This is a genomic window from Streptomyces sp. NPDC093591 (assembly GCF_044764885.1).
In the GTDB taxonomy this organism is placed as follows: Bacteria; Actinomycetota; Actinomycetes; order Streptomycetales; family Streptomycetaceae; genus Streptomyces.
This window is the reverse complement of sequence record NZ_JBIWIY010000019.1, coordinates 85,831-101,161: the sequence shown is the minus strand read 5'-3', so window position 1 is coordinate 101,161 and position 15,331 is coordinate 85,831. Positions and strand designations below refer to the sequence as shown.

The 15,331-nt window shown below is 70.5% G+C and carries 17 protein-coding genes and 1 pseudogene; 1 reads left to right on the top strand and 17 read right to left on the bottom strand.

The window, feature by feature from the left end; genetic code table 11:
* Positions 1 to 24 precede the first annotated feature (24 nt).
* The 16 genes and pseudogenes from dprA to ACIREI_RS34955 all read right to left on the bottom strand — a co-directional run.
* Complete coding sequence (dprA, locus tag ACIREI_RS35030; RefSeq protein ID WP_403341693.1) at positions 25 to 1,185, bottom strand: DNA-processing protein DprA; 1,161 nt, start codon at positions 1,183 to 1,185, stop codon at positions 25 to 27.
* On the bottom strand, positions 1,182 to 2,807 hold the full coding sequence (locus ACIREI_RS35025) for a YifB family Mg chelatase-like AAA ATPase (RefSeq protein WP_403341691.1): 1,626 nt from the start codon (positions 2,805 to 2,807) through the stop codon (positions 1,182 to 1,184). Before ACIREI_RS35025 ends, dprA begins: the two co-directional genes overlap by 4 nt.
* 1 nt (position 2,808) lies before the next feature.
* A complete protein-coding gene (locus ACIREI_RS35020; RefSeq protein WP_403341688.1) occupies positions 2,809 to 3,171 on the bottom strand; it encodes a YraN family protein in 363 nt (120 codons plus the stop codon).
* A 156-nt stretch (positions 3,172 to 3,327) separates the two neighbouring features.
* Positions 3,328 to 3,636, bottom strand: coding sequence for a DUF2469 domain-containing protein (locus tag ACIREI_RS35015; protein WP_003965949.1), 309 nt, complete (start codon positions 3,634 to 3,636; stop codon positions 3,328 to 3,330).
* A 56-nt stretch (positions 3,637 to 3,692) separates the two neighbouring features.
* The gene (locus ACIREI_RS35010) at positions 3,693 to 4,214 is read right to left on the bottom strand and encodes an NUDIX hydrolase (RefSeq protein WP_403342053.1); all 522 of its coding nucleotides are present in this window, start codon (positions 4,212 to 4,214) and stop codon (positions 3,693 to 3,695) included.
* A gap of 4 nt (positions 4,215 to 4,218) precedes the next feature.
* Positions 4,219 to 4,995, bottom strand: a complete 777-nt coding sequence (gene lepB, locus ACIREI_RS35005) for a signal peptidase I (protein ID WP_403341685.1) — start codon at positions 4,993 to 4,995, stop codon at positions 4,219 to 4,221.
* Between the two features lie 141 nt (positions 4,996 to 5,136).
* Positions 5,137 to 6,108 carry a signal peptidase I gene (gene lepB, locus ACIREI_RS35000; protein ID WP_403341683.1) on the bottom strand — a complete coding sequence of 324 codons (972 nt, stop codon included), beginning with the start codon at positions 6,106 to 6,108 and terminating at the stop codon, positions 5,137 to 5,139.
* Positions 5,996 to 7,087, bottom strand: a complete 1,092-nt coding sequence (gene lepB, locus ACIREI_RS34995) for a signal peptidase I (protein ID WP_403341680.1) — start codon at positions 7,085 to 7,087, stop codon at positions 5,996 to 5,998. Before lepB (ACIREI_RS34995) ends, lepB (ACIREI_RS35000) begins: the two co-directional genes overlap by 113 nt.
* Positions 7,080 to 7,796, bottom strand: coding sequence for a signal peptidase I (gene lepB / locus ACIREI_RS34990; protein WP_403341677.1), 717 nt, complete (start codon positions 7,794 to 7,796; stop codon positions 7,080 to 7,082). The genes lepB (ACIREI_RS34995) and lepB (ACIREI_RS34990) overlap by 8 nt, the downstream gene beginning before the upstream one ends.
* Positions 7,797 to 7,856: 60 nt before the next feature.
* Positions 7,857 to 8,207, bottom strand: coding sequence for a 50S ribosomal protein L19 (gene rplS, locus ACIREI_RS34985; protein ID WP_018531094.1), 351 nt, complete (start codon positions 8,205 to 8,207; stop codon positions 7,857 to 7,859).
* A 134-nt stretch (positions 8,208 to 8,341) separates the two neighbouring features.
* Positions 8,342 to 9,175 carry a tRNA (guanosine(37)-N1)-methyltransferase TrmD gene (gene trmD / locus ACIREI_RS34980; RefSeq protein ID WP_403341674.1) on the bottom strand — a complete coding sequence of 278 codons (834 nt, stop codon included), beginning with the start codon at positions 9,173 to 9,175 and terminating at the stop codon, positions 8,342 to 8,344.
* A complete protein-coding gene (rimM, locus tag ACIREI_RS34975; RefSeq protein ID WP_403341670.1) occupies positions 9,172 to 9,732 on the bottom strand; it encodes a ribosome maturation factor RimM in 561 nt (186 codons plus the stop codon). Before rimM ends, trmD begins: the two co-directional genes overlap by 4 nt.
* A gap of 108 nt (positions 9,733 to 9,840) precedes the next feature.
* Positions 9,841 to 10,080, bottom strand: coding sequence for an RNA-binding protein (locus tag ACIREI_RS34970; protein WP_003973401.1), 240 nt, complete (start codon positions 10,078 to 10,080; stop codon positions 9,841 to 9,843).
* A gap of 2 nt (positions 10,081 to 10,082) precedes the next feature.
* Positions 10,083 to 10,502 (bottom strand): 30S ribosomal protein S16, encoded by a 420-nt coding sequence (gene rpsP / locus ACIREI_RS34965; protein ID WP_030048919.1) that lies wholly within the window; start codon positions 10,500 to 10,502, stop codon positions 10,083 to 10,085.
* A gap of 399 nt (positions 10,503 to 10,901) precedes the next feature.
* Entirely contained in the window at positions 10,902 to 11,498 is a 597-nt protein-coding gene (locus ACIREI_RS34960; protein WP_062709177.1) for a hypothetical protein, read from the bottom strand.
* A gap of 261 nt (positions 11,499 to 11,759) precedes the next feature.
* A pseudogene (locus tag ACIREI_RS34955) lies at positions 11,760 to 12,139 on the bottom strand (proline--tRNA ligase); the annotation flags it as partial.
* A 327-nt stretch (positions 12,140 to 12,466) separates the two neighbouring features.
* Between ACIREI_RS34955 and ACIREI_RS34950 the strand changes: the two are divergent.
* Complete coding sequence (locus tag ACIREI_RS34950) at positions 12,467 to 13,345, top strand: SAM-dependent methyltransferase (protein WP_403341667.1); 879 nt, start codon at positions 12,467 to 12,469, stop codon at positions 13,343 to 13,345.
* Positions 13,346 to 13,373: 28 nt separating this feature from the next.
* Here ACIREI_RS34950 and ftsH read toward each other — a convergent pair whose 3' ends face one another.
* Complete coding sequence (ftsH, locus tag ACIREI_RS34945; RefSeq protein ID WP_403341664.1) at positions 13,374 to 15,311, bottom strand: ATP-dependent zinc metalloprotease FtsH; 1,938 nt, start codon at positions 15,309 to 15,311, stop codon at positions 13,374 to 13,376.
* Positions 15,312 to 15,331 lie beyond the last annotated feature (20 nt).

Sequence of the window (15,331 nt, the reverse complement as noted above, 5' to 3'; positions counted from 1 at the left end):
CCCCGTACGGCCGAACACGCTCGGTCAACATCGGCTCCGACCGGCGCGGACAGAGATCATCGCCTGGCGTGTCAACTTCCAGCCGTCGCCGTGTCGTTCGACGTAACCAAGTGAGCGGAGTTCGTACAGTCTCGCGATCGCGTCGTCCTCGGTGGTCTGTGCGCCCCGTGCGATCTCGTCCGCCCGCGCGGCGCGAGAGCCGGGCAGCGCGGCCAGGACTCTGCGCGCCCCCGGCTCCAGCAGATCGCGCGGCAGGACGGGCCCTCGCCGCTCGGGCGCCAGCTCTCCCATGTCCCCCACGAGCTCGACGACCTCGGCGGCATCGGTGACCAGCACGGCGTCCCCGCGCAGCAGCTCGTGCACGCCCGCGGAGAGCCCGCTGGTGGCCGGGCCGGGCACGCCCATCGTGTGACGCCCCAGCCGCTGGGCCGCCCGGGCGGTGACCAGCGACCCGCTGCGGTGGGCGGCCTCCACGACGACCGTGCCGCGCGTCAGCGCCGCGATCACCCGGTTCCGCACGATGAACCTGCTGGGCGTCGGATGGTCCCCCGGCGGCAGCTCCCCGATCACGAGCCCCTGTTCCGCGATCCTGTTGATCAGCTGGGTGTGCCCGCGTGGATAGGGCCGGTCGACTCCGCAGGCGAGCACGGCGACGGTGGCCCCACCGGCGCCGAGGGCACCCCGGTGAGCGGCGCCGTCGACCCCATAGGCACCTCCGGAGACCACCACCCACCCCCGCTCGGCGAGCCCGCCGGCGAGGGTGGCCGCCATGTGGGCGCCGTACTCGGTACAGGCCCGCGCCCCGACGAGCGCCACGGACCGCAACGCCCACATCCGCAGACTGGCCCGCCCTCGCACCCACAGCCCGATGGGCCGCGCGTCCCCGAGATCGTCGAGCTGCCCCGGCCACTCGACATGTCCCGGGCACAGGAACCGCACCCCGGCCTCCCGGGCGACGGCAAGGTCCCGTCCGGGCTCGGCCCGCACCGCCCGCGCCCGTAGCCCGTCCCACCGCTTGTAACTCACCCCCGGCAAGGTCTCCGTCCCTTCCTGCAGCCGCCGCACCACTTCCCCGACCCCGTACTCCCGCACCCACCGCCCGGCCACCTCGTCACCGGGCTCGACGACCCGGCTGAGGAACACCCGGGCGAGCACTTCGTCGTCCGGCTCCTCGCTGCCGTTCACGTCAGCGCCCCGATGGCCATGGGTACGCCCCGCGGCACACCGGTGCGCAGTTGCAGTGCCAGGGCGACGTCCGTGGCGTCGGGCCGGTCGTGACCGACGAGGTCGGCGACGGTCCAGGCGACGCGCAGGACGCGGTCGAGCCCGCGAGCGGTCAGTACGCCGCGCTCCAGGTTCCGTTCCGCCTCGTCCATGGCACCGGCCGAGGCGTACCAACGGCTGCGCAGCTCACGTCCGGGCACCTCGCTGTTGGTCCGCCACGGCGTACCGGAGAGCCGGGCCGACGCCCGCTCACGGGCCGCGCGCACCCGGTCGGCGACCGTCGCGGTGGACTCTCCGCGAGCTCCGCGCTCGGTCAGCTGGGCGCGGGTGACACGGTCCACCTCGACCCGGAGGTCGACCCGGTCGAGCAGCGGCCCGGACAGCCGCGCCTGATAGCGGCGGATCGCCGAAGGCGGGCACTCGCACATGTCGTCCGTCTGGGAGAAGCGGCCGCAGGGGCAGGGGTTGGCCGCCAGCACCATCAGGAACTTCGCCGGGAAGCGCACCACGCCCGCGCTGCGCGCGATGACGACGTGCCCGGCTTCCAGGGGCTGCCGCAGGGCGTCGAGGGCCTGACTGCTGAACTCCGGCGTCTCGTCCAGGAACAGGACACCCCGGTGGGACAGCGACACCGCGCCGGGCCGCGCGATGCCCTGGCCCCCGCCGACGAGCGCCTGCATCGTCGCCGAATGGTGCGGGGCGCAGTAGGGGGCCACGTCGATCATGGGCTTGCCCGGCGGCAGCAGCCCGGCCACCGAGTGCACCGCCGTGACCTCCAGCGACTCCTCCCTGCCGAGCCGGGGCAGGATGGCCGGCAGCCGCTCCGCGAGCATCGTCTTGCCTGCGCCGGGCGGACCTTCCAGGAACAGGTGATGCCCGCCGGCCGCGGCGACCTCCACGGCCGTACGCGCCGACATCTGGCCCACCACATCGGCGAGGTCGTGGCCATGGTCGGGCTGGCCGGCTCCCATGCTGTGGATGCCCGTGGCCGCTCCCGTCCCCGGCACGCGCAGTCCGGCGAGCAGCGGATCCGGGCGGCCCAGGTCGTCGGGTTCCTCGTCGGGTACGGGTTCGTCCGCGAGGACGGCGATCAGCTGGCGCAGGCTGCGCACTCCCAGCACGGACACACCCGGCACCAGCGAGGCCTCGGCCGCGGCGCACTCCGGGACGACCACCTGCTCATAGCCGGCGTCCGCCGCGGCCAGCACCGCGGGCAGGATGCCCCGCACGGGCCGCACCCGTCCGTCCAGGCCCAGCTCACCGATCATCACGATGTCGGCGAGGACCCGCGGATCGATTCGCTCGGAGGCGCCGAGGACGGCGCACGCGACGGCCAGATCGAAACCGCTGCCCGCCTTGGGCACCGATGCCGGGCTGAGCCCGACGGTGAGCTTCTTCTGCGGCCACTCGCCGCCCGAGTTGACGACGGCCGCCCGAACCCTGTCCCGGCTCTCCGACAGGCTCTTGTCCGGCAGCCCCACCAAGGTGAACGCCGCCACCCCCGGTTCCAGGTCGGCCTGAACCTCGACCACCACACCCTCGACGCCCACCAGGGCCACCGAGCACGTTCGCGCGAACCCCATGTCAGGCCACCCCCCGCGCGTGTTCGACGACGGGCGCGCCGCGGTCGGGCAGCACGATGCCGACCAGGTCGATGCGGACGCCTCCGGGTGGAACCCCTCCATGTGCGTGGATCCAGCGTTCCGCGAGGCCTCGCAGCCGCTGTGCCTTCTCGGGCGTGACCGCTGCCATCGGATGCTCGTAGCCGCTGGTCCTGCGGGTCTTCACCTCACAGACGACCACCACGTCGCCGTCCCTGGCGACGATGTCGATCTCTCCGGTCCTGCCACAGCGCCAGTTGCGCTGCAGAACGGTCATCCCGGCCTCGACCAGCCGCCGCGCGGCCAGTTCCTCGCCGTACCTGCCGAGTGCACTGCGTGCGTTCATGTCGGCACCACCTCCGGCGCCAACGATGAGGCAGGCTCAGCGAGCTATTGGATCTTGGTGGACAAGTCCGCGACTGTGGATAACTTCCTCACCCCTGCGGGTGAACACCGCCGAACGTCCCGCACCGGACATCCCCGCACGGACGGCCACCGCAGGTCACCCGCCCGGAAGCTCCAGATCGCTCTTGTTCAGCTCCTCAATGTTCACGTCCTTGAACGTGAGCACGCGAACCTGCTTCACGAACCGCGCCGGCCGGTACATGTCCCACACCCAGGCATCCGCCATGGACACCTCGAAGAACACCTCACCCTGGACGGAGTGCACCTGCATCTCGTAGTCGTTGGTCAGATAGAAACGCCGCTCAGTCTCGATCACATACTTGAACAGACCGACGACATCGCGGTACTCCCGATAGAGCTTGAGCTCCATCTCGGTCTCGTACTTCTCGAGGTCCTCGGCGCTCATGGCATGTTCCCCTTCAGCCGTGCGATCCCACCATTGTGCGTCAGTCCCGTCAGCGCCTAGACGATTTCGGGGTCAAGGGTCACGGGCCCGGCGGGGGGACCTTCGTCGAGCAGTGTGCGCAGCAGCTCGGCGAGTCTGGTCGGATACACCGTCTCATGTGCCCGGGCAAGTTCCCGACACGTCCACCAGCGCGCTCCGGCGACGCTGCGCCGCTCCAGCTCGGTGAGCCCCACCGGTCGGGTCGCCGTCTGCGTCGTCCGGGCCAGGAAGTACCACTCGTCCTGGTCCCAGCGGCGTCCCGCGAACGGGAAGGAGCACCTGCGCCGCCACAGCACGGGACCGAGTTCGACGTCCGTGATGCCGGTCTCCTCGACGAGTTCCCGCAACGCGGCTTCCGCACGGCTCTCGTCGCCCTCGACGCCGCCGCCCGGGGTGAACCACCAGTCGTCGGCCGGATCCTCCGGCTCATGGCCGTGCAGCAGCAGAATGCGGTCCTGCGGGTCGAGCAGCACGACCCGGGCGACCTTGCGCAACCCGCCGTCGTAAGAGTCCCCGTACGGGCTCTCCCCCACACCCATCGCCTCAGCGGGCACCGGCGGGCTCCGGCCGGGGGCCGGCGCGCTTGCCCAGCCTGTTCGCGATCGGCCCGTACGCCCCGCCGCCCAGGACCAGCACACCACCCACGACGATCAGCGCGACAACCGTCCGCAGCGGCCCCGGCGACGACAGGGCCCCCAGCTGTTCGAAGCCCGTGGGGCGCTCCAGCATGCCGCCCATGGGCCACACGACGGCGTCCACCCGGGCCGACACGGCACTGCGCGCCACGGTGCCGCTGGCGGCGTCCGTGAGGTGGGCGGTGGAGTCCAGGGAGCCGCTGCGCTCGTCACCGAGCAGGAAGAGCCTGCCCTTCGGGACCGTCACGGTCGGGAAGTTCTGAATCTCGGCCAGACTGTCCTTGGCCAGATAGGGCTCGTCGATCTGCTTGCCGTTGACGGTCAGCTTTCCGTCGGTGCAGCAGGCGACCGTGTCCCCGCCGACGGCGACCACACGCTTGACGACGGGCGCGTTGGACACCCACGTCTTGTCGGTGAAGACGACGACGTCACCGCGGCGTACCTCACCGCCGTCGACGCGCTGGGCCAGCACCCGGTCGCCCGCACCGATCGTCGGCGCCATCGAACTGGTGGGCACGGTGTACGGCCGGTAGAGGACCGCTCCCCAGGCGAACCCGCCGAGGAACAGCAACAGGCCCAGCGCCACGGCCAGCCCGGACAACCGCTGTCCGGTCCGGCTGCCCGCCGGGCCACTGCTCGCGCCACTCTCGCGCGGCGCCGTACGTGTCGTGCTCTCGCCACCCATGGGTCCGCACCCTACCCGGCGGTACCGACACCGGGCAGCCCCTCCTGAGCCCCCGAGGTCACCCGCTCGGCAAAGCTTTCCCAAGCTCGCCGCCCCGGAAGGGGGTACGCCAGGGGCGGCAGCAGGAAGGGCGTCGAGCGGTCAACGCGTCTCGGCCGCCTTGATCCGCTGCCGGCGCCACAGCACCAGCGGCACCGCACCGGCCAGGGCGAGCCCCTGCGGCGCGACCGTCAGAGCGGCGGACCGGGCGTCCAGGTTCTGCTCGAAGGTGTCCGGGACCGGCAGGTTGTCCCATCGGTTGATCGGCCAGGCGATCACGATGGCGCGGCCGACGACCTCGTCGACGGGGACCATGCCGTGGTTCTTGTCGGCCTGGTTGTAGCGCGAGTCGCGGGAGTTCTGCCGGTGGTCGCCCATGACCCAGATGGAGCCCTTGGGGACCTTCACCTTGAACTGGCCGCCCTGGTCGTCCTGGCTGCAGGGGGTGTTGCCCTCGTAGACGTAGGAGGACTCGCTCAGCGCCTTGCCGTTGACCGTCAGCGGGCCGGTGCCCTTGCACTCGATCGTGTCGCCGCCGACGCCGATCACGCGCTTGATCAGGTCCTTCTCCTCGGCGGACGGCATCAGGCCGATCCAGCTGAGGAAGGTCTGCAGCGCGTTGGGGTCGGGGGTGGGCTCGCCCGCCAGCCAGTTGTCGGGGTCGTGGAAGACGACGACCTCGCCGCGCTCCGGCTCGGAGCCGAACCAGGGGGTGAGCTTGTCGACCAGGACACGGTCACCCTGCTGGAGGGTGTTCTGCATCGAATCGGAAGGAATCGAGAACGCCTGCACCAGGAACGTCTTGATCAGCAGCGCGAGGACGAGCGCGATGCCGATCAGGATGGGCAGCTCCTTCCAGAAGGAGCGCTGCTTCTTCGGCTTGGGGGAAGCCCCGCCCGACCCCTGCTCGTCGGTCGGGGGCTGTCCGCCCGACCCTTCGCCGTCGCCGGCCGCTCCGGGGTCATTCCCGGAGGTCACGGCGCCGTCCGCGGCCGGGTCGGCTGCTCCCACGGGGTGTCCGCGGTGCTCCTCGCCGTCGTGCCCGGATCGTGCGCCAACCGCCACATCCCCCACGCCAACTCCTTACTCTGTGCCGCTGCCTGCCCCATGCGCGGCGCAGGCCCACCACTCCCATAACGAGCGGGAGTTCCGCAGGGCTCGGGAGCTGGATCGTTCCGTTCGAATCGTCGTGAGCAACCCTATGCGACAGCTGGACGGACGCGGTCGACCCGGTCGCCGAGTCGGACACGGAGGCGTAGGTTTTCGGTTCCTCGAGGGAGGTCCAGTGACCGAGGGGCCAGGCGATGACCATGGCCCGCCCCACCACCTCGTCCTCGGAGACCGTGCCCCCGTAGTTCCTGTCCTGGTGGGAGCGGGAGTCCGCGGAGTTGGCCCGGTGGTCGCCCATGACCCACAGTCGGCCCTGTGGGACGGTGATGTCGAACGCCGTCTTCGAGGGGACGTTGCCGGGATACAGATAGTCCTCGTTCAGGGGAACGCCGTTGACGGTGACCCGCCCTTGCGTGTCACAGCACTTGACGCGGTCGCCGCCGACGCCGACGACCCGCTTGATGAGGTCCTTCTCGTTGTCGGACGGCAGCAGGCCGATGAAGGTGAGCGCCTCCTTGACCTGCTTGACGACGACGGGGTCCTCCTTCTGCACCGTCGTCTGCTCGTCCTGGAGCCAGCCGCCGGGGTCCTTGAAGACGACGACGTCCCCGCGCTGCGGCTTGGAACCGAACCAGGGCGTGAGCTTGTCGACCAGGACACGGTCGCCGATCTGGATCGTCTGTTCCATGGAGCCGGAGGGGATCACGAAGGCCTGGACGAGGAAGGTCTTCAGGACGAGCGCTATGAGGACGGCGACGCCGACGAGGAGGGGTATCTCCTTCATCGCCGAGCGCCTGCGGCGCCGCTTGACCTTGCGCTGGAGCTTGCGCCGCTCCGCGCGCGTGCGACCGCCGGCGGGGCTGGCGGCGCGCCGGGCACCGGTGGGCAGCAGATTGTCGGCGGCGCTGGTGGGCACTCCACGCGGCTTGCCACGGTTACCCATGCGCGCCCTCCGCTGCGGGCACGCGCGCGTAGGCGTCCGGTCGGTGCAGGCGGGTCCAGTGGGCGGTCGGCCATACGATCCAGTCGGCACGGCCGATGACGTCGCCGACGGGGACCATGCCGCCGCCGGGCGAGCCCAGATGGTCGCGGGAGTCGCTGGAGTCACTGCGGTGGTCGCCGAGGACGAACAGGGTGCCGTCGGGCACGACGACGTCGAACGGCACCGTGGACGGGCTGTCACCGGGGTACAGGAATGTCGACTCGTCGACCGACCGGCCGTTCACCCGGATCCTCCCCTCCTTGTCGCAGCAGACCACGTGGTCTCCCCCCACACCCACAACGCGTTTGATGTAGTCGGCATCCCCGAAATACCCAGTTCCATCGAACACGACAACATCACCGCGTCGCGGCTCGGCACCGAAACGGTACGCCAACTTATTTACGAGAACGCGGTCGCCGATCCTCAATCCGGACTCCATGGATCCGCTGGGAATCTCGAACGGCCGCAGCACGAACGTGTTGAGAAGCAGCAGAAACGCCAGGAGAACGAGCAGGGTCAGACTGATGCGCCCACCCGGGAGCCCTTGGGTGATCCGCGACACCAACGCGAAGCGCGACCGTTCCTCCTGACCCTCTGTGTCCGAGATCTCCTCGGAAGCGGAAGGGCGGGAGGAGCGGTCGCGCTCCGTCGGCTGTGCTTCGGTGTCCATCGGGGCCAGATGTTATCCGGCCCCGCTTTGGACCCCGCGGGGGCGAGCCCCCTGAAGCGCTCAGTTCTCGCGCTTCTCCTTGATCTTCGCCGCCTTGCCGCGCAGCTCGCGCAGGTAGTACAGCTTGGCGCGACGCACGTCACCCTTGGTGACGAGCTCGATCTTCTCGACGATCGGGGTGTGCACCGGGAAGGTGCGCTCGACGCCGACGGAGAAGGAGACCTTGCGGACCGTGAAGGTCTCGCGCACGCCGGCGCCCTGGCGGCGGATCACAACGCCCTTGAACTGCTGCACACGGGAGCGGTTGCCCTCGATGACGCGGACGTGGACGTTGACGGTGTCGCCCGGGCGGAAGGCCGGGACGTCGCTGCGCAGCGACGCGGCGTCGACGGAGTCGAGCAGGTGAGACATTTCGTCTGCTTTCTTCGCCCATGCCACAGGTCATAGGCGGGAGCTAGGTGTTTCGTGAGGATGCTGTCCGTGTCGGGGCGGGCGTCGTGTCCCCCTGTGGCAGGGGCGCACGCCGGACGACGCACAACAGCGACCTATTCTTCCACGCCCTCTGTCCTGCGCCAAAATCGACCGAACCGCTCCCCCTCCGGGTCGGGCATCCAGCCCAGGATGGAGAGCATCTCGCGGTCCTTCTTGTCGAAGGTCTTGGGGTCGCAGCGCTCGATGAGGTCGGGCCGGTTGACCGTCGTACGCCTCAGCGCCTCGTCGCGGCGCCAGCGGGCGATCTTGCCGTGGTGGCCGCTGAGCAGCACGTCGGGGATGTCGCGGCCGCGCCACTCGGGCGGCTTGGTGTAGACGGGGCCTTCCAGGAGGTTGGCCATCGCGCCGGGCGCGAAGGAGTCGTCCCGGTGGGACTCCACGTTCCCGAGGACGCCGGGCAGCAGACGGGCCACGGCCTCAGTGATGACCAGTACGGCCGCCTCGCCGCCGGCGAGGACGTAGTCACCGATGGACACCTCATGGACGGGCATACGGGTCGCGTACTCGTCGATGACGCGGCGGTCGATGCCCTCGTAGCGGGCCGGTGTGAAGATCAACCAGGGTCGCTCGGAGAGCTCGACGGCGAGTTCCTGGGTGAAGGGGCGGCCGCTGGGGGTGGGGACGATCAGGGTGGGCGCGCCGGCGCCGGTCTCGTAGCCGTCCGCCAGCACGGAATCCAGCGCGTCTCCCCAGGGCTCGGTCTTCATGACCATGCCGGGGCCGCCGCCGTACGGCGTGTCGTCGACCGTGTTGTGGCGGTCGTACGTCCAGCCGCGGAGGTCGTGCACATGGACGTTCAGCTGCCCACGCGCGCGTGCCTTGCCGACCAGGGAGACGTTCAGGGGCTCCAGGTACTCGGGGAAGATCGTGACGACGTCGAGCCTCATGCGCTGTCGTCCCTGGTGGAGTCGTCCCTGGCGGAGTCGATCTCCGCCTTGTCGTCGATCAGGCCCGGAGGTGGCGTGATGACGGCCTTCTGCTCCGCCAGGTCGATCTCGGTGACGATCTCCTCGACGAACGGGATCATGACCTCGCTGCCGTCGGGACGCTCCACGATGAAGAGGTCCTGGGAGGGCAGGTGCGAGATCTCGGTGATTCGGCCGACCTCCACGCCATCAGCGGTGACCACGTCCAGGTCCATCAGCTGGTGGTCGTAGTACTCGTCCTCCTCCTCGGGCAGCTCGTCCGGGTCCACCTCGGCGATCAGAAGGGTGTTGCGCAGCGCCTCGGCGGCGTTGCGGTCCTTGACCCCTTCGAAGCGCAGCAGCAGCCGGCCGCTGTGCACCTTGCCGGTCTCGATGGTGAGTGGGCCTGCCGAGGCGGGATCGGTGAGGAGCACCGCGCCGGGCGCGAGCCGCAGTTCCGGCTCGTCGGTGCGGACCTCCACGGTGACCTCGCCCTTGATGCCGTGGGCGCGGCCGATCCGTGCGACTACGAGCTGCACTTTCGGAAATCTCCTGTCGGAACGACTACGAGCCGCGAGGCTCATACGACTACGGGCCGGGGACGGCCCAGTGGCCCTCCCCGGCCCGAGCCGGTGCTGCGTTCGGCGTCAGCGGACGTGGTCCACGTCGACGAGGTCGACGCGGACACCGCGGCCGCCGATGGCACCCACGACGGTGCGCAGAGCGCGTGCGGTGCGGCCGTTGCGGCCGATCACCTTGCCGAGGTCGTCGGGGTGCACCCGGACCTCCAGCACACGCCCGCGACGCAGGTTGCGCGAGGCGACCTGCACATCGTCAGGGTTGTCGACGATGCCCTTCACGAGGTGCTCGAGAGCCTCCTCGAGCATGCTCAGGCCTCGGCCGACTCGGACTCGGCGGCAGCCTCGTCCTTCTTCTCCGCCTTCTTCTTCTGGGTGATGGCCTCACCCTTGCCCTCGTCGTCGCCACCGAGGGCCTCGAACGACGGGCGCGCCTTCTTCGGCTCGGCCACGAGCAGCGGAGCCGGGGCGGGCTCGCCCTTGAACTTCTGCCAGTCGCCGGTCTTCTTCAGGATGGCGAGCACGGGCTCGGTCGGCTGCGCGCCGACACCCAGCCAGTACGCGACACGGTCCGCGTCGACCTCGATGACCGACGGGTTGTACGTCGGGTGGTACTTGCCGATCTCCTCGATCGCACGACCGTCACGACGGGTACGGGAGTCGGCGACGACGATGCGGTAGTGAGGCGAACGGATCTTGCCCAGACGCTTCAGCTTGATCTTGACTGCCACGGGAGTGGGTTCTCCTGGATTTGACGTGGTTGGGCACGGCGAGAGAAGCCGCGTGGGGTTGCGGTACCCGAGTGCCCGATGGACGCGTCAGCCGGAGGAGAGAGGGGTCCTGTGCGGCTGTCGAGTACAGCTAGCCATTGTGCCACACCCTGCGGGTCACCTTTGGCCGAGGGGCGGTGAGGGTGCCTGGGCATGCCTGAGCGGCGCCGGGTGCTTCGGTGCCGTCCGGCGTTGCGCAGCCCGGCGCTACGGGGTGCCGCCCGCGACCAGCCGTGCCACCCCAGCGGCACGGCTGCCCGTAGGCCGCATGGGCCACAGCGGCACCCCCACGCGTCAGCGTCCCGTAAGCCATACGTCCTGACCGGCAGCCACGAGATGCCGGTGCCCGACGAGGCGCCGTTACGCCGCTCCGACCACCTCGGGAATCCGGAACGGCTTCCCGCACCCGCCGCACACGATCGGCGCCTGCGCCAGCACCGACGGGACGACCCGGACGTTGCGGCCGCAGTCGCAGACCGCCTTGACGCGGACGCCGCCCCCGGAGGAGCCGTGGCGGGCTGCCGGGCCGCGGAAGGTCCGGCTGGTGTCGGCGGAGGTCGCCGCGGTGTGGGCCTTCAGGGCGCGCTGGAGGCGTTCGATGGTCGGGCGGTAGCGGCGCTTGGCCTCGGGGTTGAGCGTGACCAGGGAGAAGCCGCTGCTCGGGTGCGGCTCCTCAGGGTGGTCGAGGCCCAGCTCCTCGGCGATGGAGAGGAATCTGCGGTTGTGGTAGCGGCCGGCCCGGGAGGTGTCGCGGACGCCGCGCGCGGCGGCGATGCCATGGACTGCCTCGTGAAGCAGTCGCTCGAAGGAGAGCTCGTGACCGCACGCGGACGACGACTCCCCGATCAGGGACTCTGGCGCGGCGAGATCCGGCAGCTCGGGGTGGTACCGCTGAATGTCGGCCCACGCCTGTGCCAGCTCTGCGGCGAGAACAGGTGGTGTCTGTGTCGTGCTCACGTAATGACAACGAGCCGGAGTGCCGCTGTGTTCCGATTCCGGGGCATCCCAAATAATTTGCACGTACCCGTCAGTTGCGAATGATGCGCCCCGACGAGGGCGGGTGCGCCGATCTGCGGAGAAGCCTCACAGCTCGTACCAAGCTGGTGCGTAGTCTGACGTACGCGCCGGCGCGTACGCCCCGTCCACGCGCCGGTGCGGCTGTGGTTCGCGGATGCGCAAGAGGCGATTCGGCCGCTCTCGTTCCACACGGGCGTCATGTCAGGAAGCGCGCGCCACGACCGCGACGTTACCTGGCGCCTCGCCGGCGCCCGGCACCGCCCCGTCCTCGGCGACCAGACGCCGTACGGTCACCGCGCGCTCGACCGGCCCGACCTCGCCTTCTTCGCGGAGCGTCGCCCACGGGACGCGCGCCGTGCCGCCGGTGCCGGCCGCCTCGACGGCCTGCCCGATCGTCGACACCTCGGACGCATCGCCGTGCGTTTCTCCAGCGCGCCCGAACGAGGTGCCGTTGCGGTCGTCGACCTGGACGCGGAGGCCGGCCGCCTTCAGCTTGTCGCCGAGTTCGTGGACCTTGGCCAGAACCGCGTCGTCGCCCTTGATCGCGAGCACACGACCTGCGGCTGCGCCAGCCGAGGCGGATGTGCGCGGCGAAGTCACGCGCCTCCTCGTACGCAAGTGCGCCGTGTGGCCTACCTACCGCAACGGGAAGTACGTCTTCTGGGGGTCCGTCTCCTTGATCCGGGCGTCCATCTCGGCCTGCATGCGCTCCTACAGCCCATGCGGTTCACATTGCCGGCACGTGAATTCTCGCCAGTGGCACATGCAACTTCCCAGCAGCGGCCGCTTCCCACTGGACGCACGGTCCCTGGCGGAGTTTCCTGGCATACGGGGGGAGCGCGAGCGCATGCCACGGGGGCGACGGAATCGGACTCAGCGGTAACTCTCGGCGGATTGGGGCGCTTTACATGACACCTACGCTCGTGCGACAGCACCTGCCTCACGCGGGGGCGGTGCCTCGCGTGGACCTGTGTGCACGCGCGCGTGACTGGTCCGAGATCCAGGAGCGGATGCTGGTTCCGCTCTACGAAGCCGTCTACGAACGACTGGAAGCGGGCCCGGGCACCCGGCTGTTGGGCCTCGGCTGCGGCAGCGGGCTCGCGCTGGTGATGGCGGCGTCCAGAGGCGCGGCCGTCACCGGTGTCGAGTCCTCCTCCGCCGAACGACTGGCCCTCGCACGGCAGCGGTTGCTGCCCGAGGGGTGGGGCACGGACGCGCGTGCAGGGACCCGGCTCGTCGACGGCTCACCCGACGACCTGGCGGCCGCGGCCGACGCCGAGGAGCGCTCGGAGACGGCCGCGTACACGCTGGTGACCGCCTTCGAGCCCATCGGGTGCCTCGCGGGCGACTCGGAGGGGCTCGGTGAGATGCTCGCGGCCGCGACGCCGCTCGCCGAGCGGGGGGCGCCCGTGGTGCTGGCCGGCTGGGGGCCGCCTGAGCGCTGCGCCACGTCGTCCGTGCTGCGCGTGGCCACCAAGCTGGCCGACCCCTTGCGCAGTACGGGCAGTTGGCGCGTCGCCCTGCGCGACGACCTGGAGGAGGTCGCCCAGCGCGCGGGCCTCAGGCCCGACGGTTCCGGGCGGGTGGCCTGCCCCTTCGGGTACGCGGACGTCGACAGTGCCGTACGGGGGCTGCTGTCGACCGGGTTGTTCGACTCGGCGATCGCGGCGACCGATCAGGTGCAGGTGGACAAGGAGTTGGCGGAGGCGCTGCATCCGTATCTGCGGCCGGACGGGACGGTGTGGATGCCGAATGTCTTCCGGTACCTGATCGCGCGCGTGCCGTGATGCGCATGCGGGCCTGAAGCGGGGCCCGCTACGCGTCCGCCTCCTTGGTCAGCCGGGTGATGCCCGCGATCCGGTAGGCGTCCGCCTCCTCCAGCGTCTCGTTCTCCAGCAGGGCCTCCGCCAGCGCCTCCAACTGCCGGTAGTGTTCGCGGAGTTTGCGGCAGGCCTCCTCGTAGCACTCGTCCACGATCCGGCGCATCTCCGCGTCGATCACGTCGAGGGTCTGCGGGGCGGCCGCGAGGCCGTACGCCTGCTGGGTGTCGCTGGGCAGCGCGGACAGTCGGCCGACCCGTGCGCTCATGCCCCAGCGGGCGACCATGCCGCGCGCGATGTTGGTGACCTGTTCCAGGTCGCTCTCCGCGCCCGTGGTGACGACGCCGTAGACCACCTGCTCGGCCGCCATGCCGCCCAGTGCGCCGATGATGCGGCCGCGCAGGTACTCCTCCGAGTGCGCGTACCGCTCCACCTCGGGCGTCGACATCGTCACTCCGAGCGCCCGGCCGCGCGGCACGATGGTGACCTTGCGGACGGGGTCGGCGCCCGGCTGCAGCATGCCGAGGAGGGCGTGCCCGCTCTCGTGGTAGGCCGTGCGGCGGCGGTCCTCCTCGGGCATCACGAGGGTGCGCTCGGCGCCCAGTTGCACCTTCTCCAGGGCCTCGGACAAGTCCGCGGCGGTCACCTGCTCCCGCTTCCGTTTGACCGCGAGCAGAGCGGCCTCGTTGGCGAGATTGGCCAGATCCGCACCCGTCATACCGGGGGTGGTGCGGGCCAGCCGGGTCAGGTCCACGTCCACGGCGAGCGGGATCCCGCGGGTGTGGATCCGCAGGATCGCCTCGCGTCCGCCGCGGTCCGGCGGGGAGACGTTGACCACCCGGTCGAAGCGGCCGGGCCGGGTCAGCGCCGGGTCCAGGATGTCGGCGCGGTTCGTGGCCGCGATGACGATCACGCCCTCCGAGCCGGAGAAGCCGTCCATCTCCGTGAGGATCTGGTTCAGCGTCTGCTCACGCTCGTCGTGGCCGCTCACCGACGCGCCGCCGCTGCGCACCCGTCCGATGGTGTCGATCTCGTCGATGAAGATGATCGACGGCGCGACCTTGCGGGCCTCGGCGAACAGTTCCCGGACGCGGGACGCGCCCACACCGACGATCATCTCGATGAACTCGGACGCGGACGCGGAGAAGAACGGCACCCCCGCCTCGCCCGCCACCGCACGCGCCAGCAGCGTCTTGCCGGTGCCGGGCGAGCCGGCCAGCAGCACGCCGCGCGGCATCTTGGCGCCCATCCTGCGATAGGCGTCGGGGTGCTCCAGGAAGTCGACGACGTCGTCCAGCTCGCCCTTGACCTCGTCGATGCCGGCCACATCGGCGAACGTCGTGCGCTGGGTCCCCGGCCGCAGCTCGACCGGCTTGGGCGGCGCCTTGCGCCCGAACATGCCCCCCGCGCCACCTCGGCCCGCGCCGAGCCGCCGGGCGAAGAAGATCCACACCGCGACGATGATCACGATCGGCGCCAGCGAGATCAGCAGGTTGGACAGGACACCGCGCTCCCGCACCACCGGCTGGGCGGTCACCGTCACGTCGTGGCTGTCCAGTTGCCGCCAGAGGTCGTCGTCCGCGAAGGCCGGCCGCTGTGTCTTGAACCGGGTGTAGTCGCCGTCACCCTCGGGGTTGTCCCGGGCGCTCTTGAGCTCCCCCTGGATCGCGTCGCCCTTGGAGTAGATCTTGTCGACATTGCCGGCATCGACCTGCCTGCTGAACTCCGTGTAGGAGATCGTCGGCTCGTCGCCCCGGTCGAGGTACGTCAGTCCCACATAGGCGAGCAGGAACACGATCACCGCGGTGAGCAGCAGGCTCCACCAGCGGCCGCGCATCCGTCGCCCGCCGGGCCGCCCGGACGGCTCGTCCGGTGTGCCCTCGGTGCGCCACGGCTGGTCAGGGGCCTTGCGTGGTGGCGCGGCATTGCTCATATCTGGACGTTACGGCAGAT

Bases quoted from the DNA above. Each gene is read 5' to 3' on its own strand.
- ftsH (WP_403341664.1), bottom strand. From the start codon at position 15,311: ATGAGCAATGCCGCGCCACCACGCAAGGCCCCTGACCAGCCGTGGCGC.
- lepB (WP_403341677.1), bottom strand. From the start codon at position 7,796: ATGGACACCGAAGCACAGCCGACGGAGCGCGACCGCTCCTCCCGCCCT.
- ACIREI_RS35020 (WP_403341688.1), bottom strand. From the start codon at position 3,171: ATGAACGCACGCAGTGCACTCGGCAGGTACGGCGAGGAACTGGCCGCG.
- lepB (WP_403341680.1), bottom strand. From the start codon at position 7,087: ATGGGTAACCGTGGCAAGCCGCGTGGAGTGCCCACCAGCGCCGCCGAC.
- ACIREI_RS34970 (WP_003973401.1), bottom strand. From the start codon at position 10,080: ATGCTCGAGGAGGCTCTCGAGCACCTCGTGAAGGGCATCGTCGACAAC.
- ACIREI_RS35025 (WP_403341691.1), bottom strand. From the start codon at position 2,807: ATGGGGTTCGCGCGAACGTGCTCGGTGGCCCTGGTGGGCGTCGAGGGT.
- ACIREI_RS35010 (WP_403342053.1), bottom strand. From the start codon at position 4,214: ATGGGTGTGGGGGAGAGCCCGTACGGGGACTCTTACGACGGCGGGTTG.
- ACIREI_RS35015 (WP_003965949.1), bottom strand. From the start codon at position 3,636: ATGAGCGCCGAGGACCTCGAGAAGTACGAGACCGAGATGGAGCTCAAG.
- lepB (WP_403341685.1), bottom strand. From the start codon at position 4,995: ATGGGTGGCGAGAGCACGACACGTACGGCGCCGCGCGAGAGTGGCGCG.
- trmD (WP_403341674.1), bottom strand. From the start codon at position 9,175: ATGAGGCTCGACGTCGTCACGATCTTCCCCGAGTACCTGGAGCCCCTG.
- rplS (WP_018531094.1), bottom strand. From the start codon at position 8,207: ATGTCTCACCTGCTCGACTCCGTCGACGCCGCGTCGCTGCGCAGCGAC.
- ACIREI_RS34950 (WP_403341667.1), top strand. From the start codon at position 12,467: ATGACACCTACGCTCGTGCGACAGCACCTGCCTCACGCGGGGGCGGTG.